The organism is Paremcibacter congregatus, from assembly GCF_006385135.1.
Lineage (GTDB): Bacteria > Pseudomonadota > Alphaproteobacteria > Sphingomonadales > Emcibacteraceae > Paremcibacter > Paremcibacter congregatus.
This window is the reverse complement of record NZ_CP041025.1, coordinates 2,979,714-2,994,883: the sequence shown is the minus strand read 5'-3', so window position 1 is coordinate 2,994,883 and position 15,170 is coordinate 2,979,714. Positions and strand designations below refer to the sequence as shown.

The window sequence follows — 15,170 nt, the reverse complement described above, 5'->3', positions numbered from 1 at the left end:
CTATTTCCGGATTGTTACCCGTCCCACGTCGCCACGGGCATGATATTGCGGCTTATACATATCCTCGACGAAAACGGCGGGCAGTTGATAGGTCCCAGGCGTCACCGCCCTCACGATATAGGACGTGGCGAATTTGCGTGTGTAATTGCCCAGATTCAATGCCGCGACATAGCGATCATCGCGAGCCGCTTCATAGAGGAAGTTTGTTTTGGCGGGCAGGAAGTTCATATCCTTGCCGCCTTCAAATCCACCGATGGCGGCATTCTCGATCTCGAAACCGGCAGGCAACAGGTCGACAATCAGGGCCTCATGATCAATTTTATTGACCGATCGGCCTTCAATCACCACCAGCAACATGTCATTCTGCCGGATGTTGGCGAGATCCACCGGCTTGCCGTCGAGGGTGAGAAAAGTTCGGCTGATCTCAAACCCGTTCGCGACCGGCGGCAGGGGCGCGTCCGGCACTGCGCGGATCGACTGAATGGCGCGGATGGTCTGCGGTCCCCGGTTTTCCACATCGAACCCGTGACGAATGGCCTCAGGCTTGAGGCTGTAGCGCAGCGGCGCCGGGTGAGCGGGAAGGGCCTTGCCGTTGATCGCCAGATGGAGGTCGCCACCCTTTTGGCTGAGACTATGAGTGGCGAGCAGCAGCCAGGCCTGTTCCTGGGTGCTGAAATAGGCGCGCTGGTCAAAGGCCTTGTCCAGCGCCTCGATCACCCGCTGGGCGCGTTCGCTGTTCGGTGCGCTTTCCGCGATCAGGGCGGCGAGGGTGGCGCTGTCGCGCATGTTGGAGCCGAAATCATGAAACCAGCGCCATCGCGACCCTTCTGGTCGGAAGGTGGTCAGGGCGCGTTGGAAGAAATCTTCCGACGCCTGCGTTTCCCCGACCAGTTTCAGGGCGGCGGCGAGATGGCCGTGGCCCAGTTTGGTTTCGATGCTTCGGCCGTTATTATCGGCGAAATAGCGCACCACGCTGGGCTGGATATCGCCGACGCGGGCCAACACATACTGGACATAGGCCATCACATGCAGGTCGCGGGAGTTGCGCTGGTTACTGTAATTCATCAGCCAGCTGCGGGCATGGTCATAGGCGGCGGTGGGCACCTCTATATTCTGCTCCTTCGCCCGGCTGAGGAACTCGAAGACATAGGCGGTGAGCCACGGGTGGGTATCGCCGGTGGAGCGCCAGAGCGCGAAGGAGCCGTCATGTTTCTGCAGATGCAGCAGATGGCGGATCGCCTTGTCGATCGCCCGCCGCATGGTCAGCGGATCATATTCCTTGTTCCATTTCCCGGCGTCATCGCCGTAATAGAGCAGGGGCAGGGCCCGTGACGTGGTCTGTTCGCCACAGGCATAGGGGTAGAGATACAGACTGTCGAGCAGGTCCGGTACGTTATAGTCTGGCGTGTCGGTCAGGGTCAGCATGGCGCTGAGGGTGCCGGGCAGGGCGCCGGTGATGTCGTCCTGGCTGATCATGCCATGATCGCCCTGGCCGAGATAGGCGACGGCGCGTTTGGTGACAAAGGGTTGAGCCGGGCGCACCGCGATGTCCCATTCCCTCTGGATGGCCGGCAGGCCGTCGCTGGTGACGGTGAGGGCCACCTTGCTGTCGCCGGTGCTGTCAGCCTTGAGCGAGATCACCTGTTCAAAACGCTGGCCATCGGCGAGGGTAATGGTCCGCCGTTTGTCGCCCTTAAGGCTCAGGCCCGTCGCGTGGCTCAGGTCGATGGTAAAGGTCCGGTCCTTGCCGCTCAGGTTATGCAGACTGAGGGTGGTTTCCGCCTGATCGCCGGGGGAGAGGAAACGCGGCAGCAGAATATCGGCGACCACCGGATCACGCACGATCAGTTCCTGATCACCCTGTCCGACAATATCTTCGCCGTAGGCCACCGCCATCAGCCGCAAGCGGCCATTGAAATCGGGCAGGTCGAGGGTAATCTCGCCCCGGCCAGTCTCATCGATCTGAATATCCCGCTGATAAAGCGCCACCGTTTTGACGGTTTTGGTTTGCACCCCTTGCGCGTTTTCATCGGAGGCGTCTTGCATGGCGGCTTTTTCCAGTGCAAGGCCAGAAAACATTCTGGCCGCGTCTCCACCTGTGCGCAGCTTGCCGCGCACGCCGTCGAGAGGCTTGATCAGGCGACCATAGAGATCGGCCAGCGCCATGCCGAGGCGGCGTTGGGAGAGGAAATGCGCGATGGGATCGGGGCTTGAGAAGTTGGTCAGGCCGAGAATGCCCTCATCAACGGCGGCGAGGGTCAGGCGAACCTTCTGTCCCTTGACGGCTTCCCCGTCGAGCTGCAGCGGCAGGGTCACGGTCTGGCGGGGCAGGACGCTGTCCGGCACCTCAATGCTAACCCTGGTTTTGCGTTTGGCCTGATCTATCGAGAACCAGGCGAGCCCCATGGCGCGCACCGGCAGGCGGGACACGTCACCGGCATCGGGCCGGAAGGCGGTGGCCATCAGATAGGCGCCGGGACCCCAGTCGCCGTCAACCTTGATCTCGATCTCGCGGCCTTCTTTCGGCAGGTCATATTCCTTGCTGTGGCGCAGCTGGTCATTCATCACCATGACGGTAAGTTTACCGGCGAAGGGCGCCTTGATAAAGGCGGTGATTTTCTCGCCGGAGCGGGTGGTTTTGTCTTTCAGGGACAGTTCAAGTTCATCAGGAACATTCGGCACGCTGCCGCTTGACCACCAACCGACATAATAACGCAGACTGGCGGCGCTGTCGCCTTTCTGATCCCGTATCTGCAGACGGTAACGGCCATCGGCGGCAGGGTGACTGACTGTCGCACGACCGGTTTCATCCGTGATGATTTCACCGGTGGTGACCATGGTGTCGGTGATCTGCCGGCGGCTGTTCCAGTAATCTCCCTGACGATACCAGCTGTAATAATAGTCTTCCTTAATCAGTTCATAGGCGAGAGTACGGTTCTTGACCGGTTGGCCTTTGCGGTCAAGGGCAATGACGTCGAATGTGGCTGTGTCGCCGTCGGACAGGTTGCCGGTGAAGCTTTTCTTCAGCCCCACTTCCACGTCGCGCAGACGTAGGGGGATTGCCGATTTGGCGTCGACAGGACGGCCACTGACATCAAAAACGAAAGATTGCAGGTAAACCAGAAGTGGCTGGCTGGTGTCTGGCAGATCTTTGAGGTCCAGCGCCAAGCTGGCACGCCCGTCCTTATCCGTGGTCCGGGTTATCGGGGGCAGGGTTTTGGCGTAGAAATCATCCTGAATCAGGCCAAAGCTGAAATCCTTATAATTTGGATAAGGCCGGGGATTGCGATTGATCTGAACACGGGTTTCGCTTTTCAGGTCACTGGCGGGGGGACCATACAGGAAGTTGGCCTGCAGGAGAAACTCGGTTTGTGTCCCGGTTTCGATCCAGTCGGCGTCGGTTTTAAGGGTGGCGCGGATGCGTTGAGGAACAAAATCCTCAACCTGGAAACTGACCATGCCGAGCGCATGGGTTTCGTCGGCAAGATAACTTGTTACCGTATAGCGACCGGGAATGGCGGCGCTGGCGATGGCAATGTCAAAGCCATATCCGCCGAGGGCATCGCCGGTGAAGACTTTTTCCATCAGGACGGCGCCATCGGGTTTGACGACCTTGAAGGTCAGGGGCAGAGCGCCCAGAGCCTTACTGTCCGGATCACGCAGCAGAGCGCTGATTTTTACCGTTTCGCCAGGGCGGTAGACGCCGCGGTCGGTATAAAGGAACGCATCCTGTTCCCCGGGTGCGCTTCGCCCGCCAACCCCGCGATTGCTCAGGTCAAGATAACCCGTGTCGAGCTTCAGAAAGTTATAGTCTTTGGCCTTGGTTTCGGCGCTGATCAGAGCCGGGGCGTCGCCGCCCTTGCCACGGACAAGCCCTGCAGGGAAGTGGGCCAGGCCTTGGGCGTCACTTTTGGCGGTGCCGAGAATTTTGTTATTGCGCGCCACCAGGGTCACGGTGGCCTTGCGCAGCGGTTTTGCGCTTTCCAGCGACCGCACCATCACATGTAGGCCGTCCTTGCCCTTGAATGTCATCAGCCCCATGTCGGAAACCAGAAGCCACTGGGTGGCTTTTTGTCGGCTGCGCAGGCGCCATTCAGGTTCGTCCTTTTTACCGGGCATGGTGGCGACCAGTGCATAAAGACCATTTTGTTTGTCGGTAATCATGTCGTCCAGCGGCAGAAGTGTATTGATTTCGCGGTTACGACCCCCGGTGATATCAACGCTGCCTTGCCAGATCAGGCTGCCTTCCTCGTTACTGATACGATTGGTGGAATATTGGTTGAGTCTGGTAAAAAAGTCCCTTTGTGTGCCGTGGATCAGATTGCGGTCAGGGATCAGGTAAAGCGAAAGTTCCAGGCTGTCTACATTAACGGTGGTCACGGGAAGCACGTTATCGCGGGTGCGGCTGACCACGTAGCTGTTCTGGGAAAAACTGGTGCGGGGCGCGCGGTCTTGAACGGTGAATTTACGGATGGAATCCTGATCCAGTATGGTCTTTTCCACGCCTTTCAGGCCTTTGCGGATGGTGACCTCATAAGTCTCGCCATAGTTTAGACCATTGATGCAGATTTGTGTTCCCTTGGCGGTGATGTCGAGGTCTTTATGACCGGTGACGGCGACATAATCTTCAGCTTTCTGGCCGTGTTTCAGCGCTTTGCTGAAGACAATGCAGGCGTTGGGACTGGCTTGCTCGACATTGACGGAAATATCGCTGATGGTCAGAAAAAAACGTTCCTTGATCACAGTGATTCTGCGCTGGATATTGTCGCCCGGGGACAGTTCCAGACTTCGATGCAGGATGTTGAGACCATCTTCAAGTTGGCCAAGTTCGACATAGACTTCTCCCATATGGGCAAGAATTTCGGCTCTCTGGCGGGAGTTTTTCTCAAGCTGATAGGCTTTGAATGCCGCCGTGGCGGCATCTTCATACTGCCCGCGACGACTGTAGTTGCGGGAAAGGGAAAACCAACTGTGGGCATTTTTCGGGTTGCGCGCCAGATCAATTTCCTGGGAATAGGTACGGTTGAAATCTCTGACGTTATCGGGCAGGTAAAGGTCACTGATCAGGTCATCGACCGAACGATCCGCCTGGCCGCCTTTGGCGAGCGCACGGGATCTTTGATGGAGAAGCTTGATTTTCTTCAGCAGCAATGCCGCTTCGCCGCTTCTGTCCGGGATTTGATATTTCTGATCAATCTTGGGGGGTGTTGTGTAGGTCTGCGCCTGAACGGCGACAGGTGTCCATAAGGCGACAATGAGGATAAGTTTGATCAGCTTTAACATGTGATGCGTCCCGGCAGTTAGCATGATGGTCGAATTTCAGGCGTGATAATGACATAGTATAACGCGGAGTAGGGTAAAATTAAGACGGCAGTCTGTCCGAAATAAGAAGGGGTGCCGTCTGGCGGTCCTTTCGGACGTTGGGATTGTTGTGACCCTTTGGGTTATTTTGAATAAAGCGTCTTGGGGTCAATTTCGACCTTCGAAATCACCTTTATGCCATCGCTGGTGACCTCGTGATAAAAACAGTTCCGTCGGCCCGTGTGGCAGGCGACCCCAGTCTGATCGACGAGCAGCAACAGGCAATCCCGATCGCAATCATAGCGGAAATGCACCAGACGTTGCACCTGACCGGACGTTTCCCCCTTGCGCCACAGGGCCTGACGTGACCGGGACCAGTAGCAGACCACGCCGGTGGTCAGGCTTTCCCGCACGGCGGCTTCATTCATCCAGGCCATCATAAGAATTTCGCCCGTATCATGCTGCTGGGCTATTGCGGGGACAAGGCCTTGATCTGTAAAGGCCAATTGTGCCAGGCAGGCTGTAAGGGTTTCTTCCGGGATCGGAGTGAAGGGTGGGTTTTTCATGGTCATCTCGTTTAGAAGGCTTGTATTATTGTTTAATTCAGGCCAATATTAGCTTAATGGGAAGCTATAACATATCAAGAAATAGAAAAAATTGTAATGTCTACACATACGCATGATCATGGGAAATGTATTGAGGATGCCTTGGGACTGGCGCGGGAGCTCTGTGAATCTCGCGATACCCGCTTTACGCCGTTGCGTCGCAAGGTGTTGGAGCTGGTATGGGGAGGACATAAGCCGGTCACGGCATATGAACTTCTGGACCTGCTCAGTAACGATGGCAATAAAAGAGTTGCCCCACCGACGGTTTATCGGGCGCTGGATTTTCTGATTGAGGAAGGATTCGTCCATCGGCTCGAATCCCTGAACGCCTTTATCGGCTGTCCTGACCCGGCGCACAAACATCAGGGGCATTTCCTGATCTGTCGCAAATGTCGGACGGTCACGGAAATCAGCGATCCGAAGCTGACCACCAAAATTGCTAAATCAGCCAATGCCAATGGCTATACATGCGAGAACAGTATGTTGGAAGTCATGGGATTGTGCGAAAATTGTCAAAGTTAGCCCTTTATGTCTGAAACGGCGCCGCCTCTTATTAATCTGGAAGACGTTACCCTGGCCTTTACCGGAACGTCAGTGTTGGAAAAGGTAAGCTTTTCCGTCAGCCGGGGAGAGGTCGTGACATTGATCGGTCCCAATGGCGCCGGGAAAAGCACGGTGATGAAAATCGCCCTGGGGCTTTTGGTGCCGGACCAGGGGCGGGTGGAACGGATGCCGGGGATCACCATTGGCTATATGCCGCAAAAAATCCAGATCGAGGACATCCTGCCGCTGACGGTGCATCAGTTTATGATGCTGCGGCCGGGAACCACGGAAGCTCAGGCGCGGGATGTGATGAAGCTTGTACGCATCTCCCATGTGGCGAAACATCCTGTGCAGAGGGTGTCCGGCGGTGAGATGCAACGTGTCCTTATGGCGCGGGCCTTGCTTGGGCGGCCGGATCTGATTGTGCTGGATGAACCGGTTCAGGGCATTGACATTACCGGCCAGGAAGAACTGTATCGGCTGATTGGCCGTATTCGCGATGATATTAATTGCGGGGTTCTGATGATTTCTCACGATCTGCATATGGTGATGGCGGGCACGGATAAAGTGGTCTGCCTTAACCGTCATATCTGTTGCAGTGGCACACCGGAAACGGTGCAGCATGATCCGGAATATCATGCCTTGCTTGGCCATCCGGTGGAAGGGGCGGCGCTCTATACCCATCATCATGACCATCATCATGACAGTCATGGCAATGTGGTCGGCGGGGACCATGGCAAGGGGTGTCATCATGATTGATGGATTTATCCTTAACGCCATGTTGGCGGGCATCATGGTGGCGATGGCGGCGGGGCCGCTCGGTTGTTTTCTGGTCTGGCGCCGTATGGCTTACTTTGGCGACACGATATCCCATTCCGCATTGATGGGCGTCGGCCTTGGTGTCGCGCTCGGTACCCAAAGCCCCTGGGTGATTGTCGCGACCTGTGCGGTGGTCTCGGGCGTGCTGCTGTTGCTGCAAAAAGGCGGCAAGTTTTCCACCGACACCCTGCTCGGCATTCTGGCCCATAGTTCTCTATCCATCGGTTTGATTGTTATCGCCCTGCAGGAAACGCTGCGGCAGGATATGATGTTTTTCCTGATCGGGGACATTCTTGCCATTGGGCCCGCGGAAATCATGGGGATTGCGGTGATGATGACCATGGCGCTTGGCGGGTTGATTCTGATCTGGAAGCCATTGCTGTCCATCACGGTGCATGAGGATCTCGCCCAGGTGGAAGGCGTGAATGTTCTGCGCACCAAGATTATCTATATGTTATTGATCGCTCTTTTGGTGGCGTTTGCCATGAAGGTGATCGGGGCGTTGCTGATTACCTCGCTGATGATTATTCCGGCGGCGGCGGCGCGCAATATCGCCCGTTCCCCGGTACAGATGGCGATTTATTCGATGATCATTGGCAGCCTGGCGGTGGTCATGGGCATCATGACGTCCAGCCTGTGGGACCTGCCGGCGGGCCCATCTATTGTCCTGTCGGCCCTGATCCTGTTCCTGATCGGTCGCGGTTTGCCACATCGCTACCGGATCTAACTATGTCACATCGTTAAAGGCTGCTAATCCCTGCGCGAGATCAGTGATCAGATCCTGCGGGTCTTCCAGGCCGATATGCAGGCGGATCAGCGGGCCGGGCGCCCGCCAGCCGGTGGCGCTGCGGTTTTTGGCGATGCCATAATAGGGCAGGATCAGGCTTTCATAACCGCCCCAGCTGAAGCCCATCTTGAAATGATGCAGGTTTTCGAGGAAAGCGGTAACCGCGGCTTCACTACCACCCTTCAGGATCATCGAAAACAGGCCGTTGCCGCCGGTGAAGTCCCGTTTGAAGATCTCGTGACCGGGGCAGGTTTCAAACGCCGGATGGCGCACTTCGGCGACCTCGGGGCGGTCTTTCAGCCAGCGGGCGACGGTCAGGGCGTTTTCTTCATGCTGTTTCAGCCGGAGCTTCAGGGTGCGAATCCCGCGCAAGGCGAGATAGGCATCATCCGGGGCGGCGCAATAGCCCAGCTGATAGGACATATTGAACAGTTGCTCGCAATAGTCTTTGCGGGTGGAGACGGTGCCGAGCATGGCGTCGGAATGGCCGACAATATATTTAGTCGCGGCGTGAATGGAAAAATCAACCCCGTGATCAAAGGGTTTGAAATGCAGCGGCGTGCCCCAGGTGTTGTCCATCATCACCAGCACATCACGGGCGTGGGCGGCCTTGGTGATGGCGGGAATATCAATAATTTCCATGGTCAGGGAGCAGGGAGATTCGACAAAGACGATGCGGGTATTATCCCGGATCAGGTCGGCAATGCCCGCGCCGATCAGGGGATCAAAATAGCTGACCTCGACCCCCATGCGAAGGAGGACCTTATCGGCAAGGCCGCGGGTGGGTTCATAGACACCGTCGGCAATCAGGATATGATCTCCCGCCTTGATGAAAGACAGGATCGCCCCAGTGATGGCGGCGAGACCGGAGGGATAGAGATAACAGCCGTCCGCGCCCTCCAGATCGCACATGGCCTGTTCCAGGGCGAAGGTGGTCGGGTTGCCGCGTCGTCCGTAATAAGGCACACCCTGATGCCGCTTGGCGATGGCGCGCTTCATGTCCTTGACCGTATCGAAAGTGACGGTGGAGGTATGATAGACCGGGGTATTGACCGATCCGTGGGTGAATTCCGGGTTGCGGCCTGTGGTGGCGATCAGGGTGTCTTTTTTCATGGCGTGTACTTAATATGTGACTTATTGGGTTTCGACAGGGGTTTCGGGGTGACTGCCCCATTCGGCCCAGGACCCGTCATAAAGGGCGTTATCCCGATGGCCGATCAGATAGAGACCGAGTGACAATACGGCGGCGGTGACGCCAGAGCCGCAACTGGTGACCAGGGGTTTCTTAAGGTCCACACCGGCGTCTTCGAAGGTGCGGCGTATCTCGTCCGGGGATTTGAAGGTGCCGTCTTCCGGGCTGAGAAGGTGGCGGAAACAGACATTGAGGCTGCCGGGGATATGGCCGCTTTTCATGCCGGGGCGGGGTTCAGGGTCCTGGCCGCTGAACCGGCCCGGCGCACGGGCGTCGATGACCTGTTCTTTTGATGTTTCAATATTACGCAGCATGTGACGCAGGTCGCGGACCCGGGTGGTGTCGAAACGGGCGGTGAAATGACGTTCCCGGGGGATCGGCGGAATATCCTCTGTCTCGCGATGTTCTTTCTTCCATTTCTGGAAACCACCGTCGAGGATGGCGACATCCCACAGGCCGTAGCATTTCAGCATATACCAGGCTCGGGCGGCGCTGCGCAGATCGCTGTTATCATAGACGATTACCCGGTTGCCGTCGCCGATGCCGAGCTTGCGCATGCGGCTCGCCATTTTTGCGGCCGAGGGCAGCATATGCGGCAAGGCGCAATCCTGGTCGCAGATATCATCCATATCAAAGAAAACTGCGCCGGGGATATGGGCTTCGCGATATTCGGCTTTCGCATCACGGCCCTGATCGGGCAGATGCCAGGAGGCATCGACAATGCGGATGTCAGGGGCGGAGAGATGTTCGGCCAGCCATTCGGTGGAGACCAGTGCCGGGGCAGTATCAGCCATAAATTATTCCTTCTGCATCATATTTAACGTTTCTTACAGCCAGTCCGGGTAGGGCAGGCCTTGTTCCTTTAAGAATTCCGGATTGAAAATCTTGCTTTGATAGCGGGTGCCATAATCGCACAACAGGGTGACGATGGTATGACCGGGCCCCATGTCGAGCGCCAGGCGTTTGGCGGCGGCGACATTGATCCCGGCGGAACCGCCGAGACACAGGCCTTCATGTTTCATCAGGTCGAAAATCACTTCCAGCGCGTCGGCGTCGGGCACCTGATAGGCGTCGTCGATTACCACATCTTCCAGGTTGGCGGTAATTCGGCCCTGACCGATGCCTTCGGTAATGGAACTGCCTTCGGCTTTCAGTTCGCCATGCTTGTAATAGTTATACAGCGCCGCGCCCATGGGATCGGCGAGGACGATCTTGATGTCTTTGTTGCGTTCTTTCAGCGCCATGGAAATGCCGCCGAGAGAACCGCCACTGCCGACCGCGCAGGTGAAGGCGTCAACGGTGCCGTCGGTCTGATCCCAGATTTCGGGTCCCGTGGTTTCATAATGGGCCCGGCGGTTGGCGACATTGTCGAACTGATTGGCCCAGATGGCGCCGTTGGGCTCGTGGGCCGCGATTTCTTCGGCGAGGCGCCCGGAATAGCGCACATAATTATCCGGGTCTTTATAAGGTTTGGCGGGAACCAGATGCAGGTCGCACCCGCAAAGTCGCAGCATGTCTTTCTTTTCCTGGGACTGGGTTTCCGGCATGACAATCACGGTGCGGTAGCCAAGGGCGTTGGCGACGAGGCCAAGGCCGATACCGGTATTACCCGCGGTGCCTTCGACGATGACGCCGCCCGGTTTCAGCAGGCCTTTTTCCTCGGCATCACGAATGATATACAGCGCCGCACGATCCTTGACTGATCCGCCGGGATTGAGGAATTCTGCCTTGCCGAGAATGGTGCAACCGGTCTCCGCCGAGAGTTTTTCCAGCTTGATCATGGGCGTGTTGCCGATGGTGCCGACAAAACCGTTTTTGATGTCCATAACGCATACCTTGAGAAAATGAGCCTGATAATATCAGGTTAATATAGGCAAGGCTGCTTTAGGAAACAAGTTTCGCTGGTGAATTTTGCCGATTCTTTTGCCGCCCGATAAAAACTTCATCCCGCACCTGCTGCACCGTGACCTGTATGGCGAGGTTCTGGCGGATGATGTCCTGTTCCTGATCTGACAGACCCGAGACATGGATGTCGATGGCGAGATTATCGTCAGTGAAGGCCGGAGAACGGTACTTGCTGACCTTGACCAGATCGGGCGTGATGCCGCGCCGGGCAAAAAGCTCCAACACACGGGGCAGGGCGCCGGGATGGGCATCTGCGGTTACGGCATAATGCACGGAACTGGTGAAATTATCGTTTGTCGTCGGACGGGGAGTGAATGTCGTCATGTCAATTCGTGGCGTCTTGTCCAGACGCGCGCCTCTATATAAATGGTTGTATCAAATTGGATTTGCCGTGAGGCAATAGAAATCCGGCCTCGGTTAGAGAACCGGGGTGGTAATTCGACACATTCGCATTCGTATAGAGCTGACTTGTTTCATAATTCCGAGATGTAACGGCTGAAGATTAAAAAGTCAATAATGACAAGTGATAAAAAATGGTATAGTCAGACTGCAGAAACATCAACCATAGTGCAGGCATCAGATGACCAAAGACATTTATCAAGGTTTGAACCAGTTGGGCAAGGACGTCAAGGCCCCGACCAATCCGGATGAAGCCCAACTTGACCGGGTGGCGAATCCCCGGCCAAATGTGGATTATTTTGTCCGCTTCACATGCCCGGAATTCACCTCGCTTTGTCCGGTGACCGGCCAGCCAGACTTCGCCCATATCGTTATTGATTATGTGCCGGATGAAACCCTGGTGGAAAGCAAATCCCTGAAGCTTTATATGCAATCCTTCCGCAATCACGCCGCCTTTCATGAAGATTGCACGGTCGGAATTGGCGAGCGGCTGGTGGCGGAACTTAAGCCAAAATGGCTGCGCATTGGCGGTTACTGGTATCCGCGCGGCGGCATTCCGATCGACGTCTTCTTCCAGACCGGCAAAGCGCCGGAACATGTCTGGGTGCCGGACCAGGATGTGCCGACCTATCGGGGGCGGGGCTGAAACTTTAAGGCATCAGATATTTTTTCGGTACGATAAATTCAAGACGTAAACCGCTGGGGTCGCGGATCATCATATGCGTGGTTGGGCCATCGCCCAGGTGTTCCGGCGAGAATTCTATGCGCACGTTTGGTAGGGCTTTCAGCTTGTCATGTAAGGCATGGAGATTATCAAGGCTGTTGACCGTGATCGCCAGATGATGCAATCCGACATTTTGCCGCCGGTTGAAGGGGGTTGCCGTCGCCGGGTCCTTCACTTGCCACAGAGTGAGAAAAAGAGATCCATTGGTCACGAAAACCGCAGGATAATCCGGCTTTTCCCCAGCCTTCTGCCAGCCGAGAACGTCAATGAAAAAGGCGGCTGTCTCATCAAGTTTGCTCACAGAGAGCCCCAGATGGTTGATCTCTTCAGTGCCATATATATTGGTATTTTGAACTTCTGTCGCCAGGGCGGGTCGGCTGAACAGGGTCGCAGCAATAGCGGAACAAATAATGATTCTATGAATGGTTTTCATAATATTTTCTCTCGTTATTTTTCTGATTAAATAAGAAAAACATCTGATCCGTCAAAACACCTTATCGTGATGATGTTTGTTCATCCGTTGAGGACATTGCCGGAGGATCCGGTGGGATTGTGAATAAGGTCCTGTGAGATAGCTCAGGCGATGCCGAGGATCTTGTGGGTCTGCAGGCTGAGTTTCCATTGCGGGTGGCGACGGCAATAGTCCAGCGTCGCCGGGACATGATTATGATCCGCTTCATCCAGCGGCTGGAGATAGAAATGATCAAATTTAAGGTGGGCCACATCTTCAGGCTTCACAGGGGTTTGTGGATAGACCAGCTTTAATTCATCGCCGGTCAACTGCACCAGTTTGTCGAGCGACTTGGGGCTGACACAGATCCAGTCGAGTTCCGGCGGGCAGGGCAGGCTGCCGTTGGTTTCAACCGCTACTTCAAAGCCTTTTTTCTGAAAGGCTGTGATCAACGGGCTGTCGAGCTGCATTAACGGCTCACCGCCGGTGCAGACAATGTATGGCGTGCCGGTGGCGTCGGCCATGCCATCCCAGCAGACGCGCGCCGCTTCGGCCAGGGCGGCGGCGGTTTTGAATTTTCCACCGCCGGGGCCGTCGGTTCCGATAAAATCGGTGTCACAGAAGCTGCAGTCGGCATTGGCGCGGTCCTGTTCGCGACCGGACCAGAAATTACAGCCGGCAAAGCGGCAAAAAACCGCCGCCCGGCCACTTTGGGCGCCTTCTCCCTGCAGGGTATAGAATATTTCCTTTACGCTATAGGTCATCGGTCCAAATCATTCTTATAGGCCACGGGGTCGCGCTCTCCGGCTTCGCGGAAGCCCTTCAGGCGCAGGTGGCAGGCGTCGCACTGACCGCAGGAGGTGCCGTCCGGCAACGGGTCATAGCAGCTGGTGGTGATGCTGTAATCAACGCCGAGCGACAGGCCGGTGCGCACGATATCGGCTTTGGTCAGGTCAATTAGCGGCGTGTGAATGGTCAGGCTGCTTTCTGTCTTTGCTCCTTCCACCCCGCTGCGGGTCGCGAGATTGGCCATTTTCTGATAGGCGGCGATATAATCCGGGCGGCAATCGGGGTAGCCACTGAAATCGAGCGCATTGACGCCGATGAAAATATCGTTAGCCCCCTGGGTTTCGGCAAAGGCCAGGGCGAAGGACAGGAAAATGGTATTGCGGGCCGGCACATAAGTTACCGGTATATCGTCGCCCATATGATCCTCGTCACGGCCTTTGGGCACATCGATATCGGCGGTCAGGGCCGAGCCGCCGAAAACCCGCAGGTCGATCTTGGCGATGACATGTTTGGCAAGTCCCATGGTTTCGGCCACCCGGGCGGCGGCGTCAAGCTCTATGGTGTGGCGCTGGCCATAGTCAAAACTCAGGCCGTACACCTCAAAGCCCTCTGCCTTGGCGATGGCGACACAGGTTGTTGAATCAAGGCCGCCGCTGAGCAGGACAACGGCTTTCTTTTTCTCGGTCATCACATATATACTACGTTAATTATTTGCATTTAGGCTTCACATATCGCACTTTTCAGTCTAGTACCAGTTCTGAATAACAGGTTTTTTTATAAAAGTGACCAGTTATCCCGACTTTTCAGGAGAAACACCATGCCATTATCCGCCCCGGCCCCGCGAAAACATCTTCATACCCGCAATATTATCTGTGACGGTTATGAACGTGAAGATGGCCTGTGGGATATCGAGGCCCGCATGGAGGATATCAAGACCTATACCTTTGACAACCGTTATCGCGGCACCATTGAGCCGGGCGAGCCGCTGCATGAAATGTATCTGCGGCTGACGATTGATGACGATATGGTGGTCCAGGATATCGAAGCTCATATTGACAATCATCCCTTCGCCACCTGTCCCGCGATTGCCCCCGATTACAGGAAACTGGTCGGGGCGCGAATTGGTCTCGGCTGGCGGCGGGCGATCCGGGACCGGATGGGGGGCGTGCAGGGCTGTACTCATCTCAATGAATTGTTGCAGCCTCTGGCGACAGTGGCCATACAAACCATGATGCCAACCCTGCTGCGCCGCAAGGAAGAGGCGGCCAAGGCAGCCAAAGCCAAAGGCGAGACGGTTGACAAGACCGATGAGAAACGGCCCGGCATCATCGACAGTTGTCACAGCTGGTCCTCTGAAGGTCCCGTTGTGAAGGACTTCCTGCCTAAACATTATACCGGTAAATAACGGCCGGTTATGGCCGGATCAGCTTTTGTCTTTTTTCCCGGGGTCGTTCAGCTTGTGGGCGTCGACCGTTTCCTGGGTGCGTTTGTTGATTTTTTTTGCGCTGGTTTTTACGGCTTTTGTCTGGCCGTGTTTGGCGCGGTTCTCACTGGCTTGTTTTTCTTTTTCTATTTTGGCCAGCTTACGTTTGGCCTGCTTTAGATTGATGACCGTTCCCATAGTGTCTCCTCATTTGTGGGCTCACCATAGCACA

The 15,170-nt window shown here is 55.9% G+C and carries 15 protein-coding genes; 5 read left to right on the top strand and 10 right to left on the bottom strand.

Annotation, left to right across the window (positions count from 1 at the left end; genetic code table 11):
* Together FIV45_RS13160 and hisI are read right to left on the bottom strand one after the other, a co-directional pair.
* Complete coding sequence (locus tag FIV45_RS13160) at window positions 1–5,283, bottom strand: MG2 domain-containing protein (protein ID WP_165777119.1); 5,283 nt, start codon at window positions 5,281–5,283, stop codon at window positions 1–3.
* 161 nt (window positions 5,284–5,444) lie between these two features.
* Window positions 5,445–5,867 carry a phosphoribosyl-AMP cyclohydrolase gene (gene hisI / locus FIV45_RS13155; RefSeq protein ID WP_181040076.1) on the bottom strand — a complete coding sequence of 141 codons (423 nt, stop codon included), beginning with the start codon at window positions 5,865–5,867 and terminating at the stop codon, window positions 5,445–5,447.
* Between the two features lie 96 nt (window positions 5,868–5,963).
* On the opposite strand from hisI, the gene FIV45_RS13150 reads away from it, so the two are divergent.
* The 3 genes from FIV45_RS13150 to FIV45_RS13140 are packed head-to-tail and all read left to right on the top strand — an operon-like array spanning window position 5,964 to window position 7,995.
* Complete coding sequence (locus FIV45_RS13150; protein ID WP_099475280.1) at window positions 5,964–6,428, top strand: Fur family transcriptional regulator; 465 nt, start codon at window positions 5,964–5,966, stop codon at window positions 6,426–6,428.
* Window positions 6,429–6,434: 6 nt separating this feature from the next.
* Window positions 6,435–7,208, top strand: coding sequence for a zinc ABC transporter ATP-binding protein ZnuC (znuC, locus tag FIV45_RS13145; RefSeq protein WP_099475281.1), 774 nt, complete (start codon window positions 6,435–6,437; stop codon window positions 7,206–7,208).
* Window positions 7,183–7,995, top strand: coding sequence for an iron chelate uptake ABC transporter family permease subunit (locus tag FIV45_RS13140; protein ID WP_099475282.1), 813 nt, complete (start codon window positions 7,183–7,185; stop codon window positions 7,993–7,995). The genes znuC and FIV45_RS13140 overlap by 26 nt, the downstream gene beginning before the upstream one ends.
* Here FIV45_RS13140 and metC read toward each other — a convergent pair whose 3' ends face one another.
* Genes metC through FIV45_RS13120 form a run of 4 tightly spaced genes read right to left on the bottom strand, consistent with a single transcriptional unit; the run spans window position 7,996 to window position 11,476 of the window.
* Window positions 7,996–9,168, bottom strand: a complete 1,173-nt coding sequence (metC, locus tag FIV45_RS13135) for a cystathionine beta-lyase (RefSeq protein WP_099475283.1) — start codon at window positions 9,166–9,168, stop codon at window positions 7,996–7,998.
* A 21-nt stretch (window positions 9,169–9,189) separates the two neighbouring features.
* Window positions 9,190–10,041, bottom strand: a complete 852-nt coding sequence (gene sseA, locus FIV45_RS13130; RefSeq protein WP_099475284.1) for a 3-mercaptopyruvate sulfurtransferase — start codon at window positions 10,039–10,041, stop codon at window positions 9,190–9,192.
* 33 nt (window positions 10,042–10,074) lie between these two features.
* Complete coding sequence (locus FIV45_RS13125) at window positions 10,075–11,073, bottom strand: cysteine synthase A (protein WP_099475285.1); 999 nt, start codon at window positions 11,071–11,073, stop codon at window positions 10,075–10,077.
* Window positions 11,074–11,131: 58 nt separating this feature from the next.
* Window positions 11,132–11,476 carry an ACT domain-containing protein gene (locus tag FIV45_RS13120; protein ID WP_099475286.1) on the bottom strand — a complete coding sequence of 115 codons (345 nt, stop codon included), beginning with the start codon at window positions 11,474–11,476 and terminating at the stop codon, window positions 11,132–11,134.
* A gap of 256 nt (window positions 11,477–11,732) precedes the next feature.
* Between FIV45_RS13120 and queF the strand changes: the two genes are divergently transcribed.
* Entirely contained in the window at window positions 11,733–12,197 is a 465-nt protein-coding gene (gene queF / locus FIV45_RS18880) for a preQ(1) synthase (RefSeq protein WP_099475287.1), read from the top strand.
* 4 nt (window positions 12,198–12,201) lie between these two features.
* Here the strand turns inward: queF and FIV45_RS13110 are convergent, their stop codons facing one another.
* The 3 genes from FIV45_RS13110 to queC all read right to left on the bottom strand — a co-directional run bounded on the left by FIV45_RS13110 (window position 12,202) and on the right by queC (window position 14,203).
* Window positions 12,202–12,708: a VOC family protein gene (locus FIV45_RS13110; protein WP_099475288.1), complete on the bottom strand. Its 507-nt coding sequence runs from the start codon at window positions 12,706–12,708 to the stop codon at window positions 12,202–12,204.
* 143 nt (window positions 12,709–12,851) lie between these two features.
* Window positions 12,852–13,490 carry a 7-carboxy-7-deazaguanine synthase gene (gene queE / locus FIV45_RS13105; RefSeq protein ID WP_099475289.1) on the bottom strand — a complete coding sequence of 213 codons (639 nt, stop codon included), beginning with the start codon at window positions 13,488–13,490 and terminating at the stop codon, window positions 12,852–12,854.
* Window positions 13,487–14,203, bottom strand: coding sequence for a 7-cyano-7-deazaguanine synthase QueC (queC, locus tag FIV45_RS13100; protein WP_099475290.1), 717 nt, complete (start codon window positions 14,201–14,203; stop codon window positions 13,487–13,489). Before queC ends, queE begins: the two co-directional genes overlap by 4 nt.
* Window positions 14,204–14,332: 129 nt before the next feature.
* Between queC and FIV45_RS13095 the strand changes: the two genes are divergently transcribed.
* A complete protein-coding gene (locus FIV45_RS13095) occupies window positions 14,333–14,920 on the top strand; it encodes a DUF2889 domain-containing protein (protein ID WP_099475291.1) in 588 nt (195 codons plus the stop codon).
* 18 nt (window positions 14,921–14,938) lie between these two features.
* Here the strand turns inward: FIV45_RS13095 and FIV45_RS13090 are convergent, their stop codons facing one another.
* Window positions 14,939–15,136 (bottom strand): DUF4169 family protein, encoded by a 198-nt coding sequence (locus tag FIV45_RS13090; RefSeq protein WP_099475292.1) that lies wholly within the window; start codon window positions 15,134–15,136, stop codon window positions 14,939–14,941.
* Window positions 15,137–15,170 lie beyond the last annotated feature (34 nt).

Bases quoted from the DNA above. Each gene is read 5' to 3' on its own strand.
- FIV45_RS13150 (WP_099475280.1), top strand. From the start codon at position 5,964: ATGTCTACACATACGCATGATCATGGGAAATGTATTGAGGATGCCTTG.
- FIV45_RS13110 (WP_099475288.1), bottom strand. From the start codon at position 12,708: ATGAAAACCATTCATAGAATCATTATTTGTTCCGCTATTGCTGCGACC.
- queC (WP_099475290.1), bottom strand. From the start codon at position 14,203: ATGACCGAGAAAAAGAAAGCCGTTGTCCTGCTCAGCGGCGGCCTTGAT.
- FIV45_RS13160 (WP_165777119.1), bottom strand. From the start codon at position 5,283: ATGTTAAAGCTGATCAAACTTATCCTCATTGTCGCCTTATGGACACCT.
- sseA (WP_099475284.1), bottom strand. From the start codon at position 10,041: ATGGCTGATACTGCCCCGGCACTGGTCTCCACCGAATGGCTGGCCGAA.
- FIV45_RS13120 (WP_099475286.1), bottom strand. From the start codon at position 11,476: ATGACGACATTCACTCCCCGTCCGACGACAAACGATAATTTCACCAGT.
- FIV45_RS13095 (WP_099475291.1), top strand. From the start codon at position 14,333: ATGCCATTATCCGCCCCGGCCCCGCGAAAACATCTTCATACCCGCAAT.
- queE (WP_099475289.1), bottom strand. From the start codon at position 13,490: ATGACCTATAGCGTAAAGGAAATATTCTATACCCTGCAGGGAGAAGGC.
- hisI (WP_181040076.1), bottom strand. From the start codon at position 5,867: ATGAAAAACCCACCCTTCACTCCGATCCCGGAAGAAACCCTTACAGCC.
- FIV45_RS13090 (WP_099475292.1), bottom strand. From the start codon at position 15,136: ATGGGAACGGTCATCAATCTAAAGCAGGCCAAACGTAAGCTGGCCAAA.
- metC (WP_099475283.1), bottom strand. From the start codon at position 9,168: ATGAAAAAAGACACCCTGATCGCCACCACAGGCCGCAACCCGGAATTC.
- FIV45_RS13140 (WP_099475282.1), top strand. From the start codon at position 7,183: ATGGCAAGGGGTGTCATCATGATTGATGGATTTATCCTTAACGCCATG.
- znuC (WP_099475281.1), top strand. From the start codon at position 6,435: ATGTCTGAAACGGCGCCGCCTCTTATTAATCTGGAAGACGTTACCCTG.
- queF (WP_099475287.1), top strand. From the start codon at position 11,733: ATGACCAAAGACATTTATCAAGGTTTGAACCAGTTGGGCAAGGACGTC.
- FIV45_RS13125 (WP_099475285.1), bottom strand. From the start codon at position 11,073: ATGGACATCAAAAACGGTTTTGTCGGCACCATCGGCAACACGCCCATG.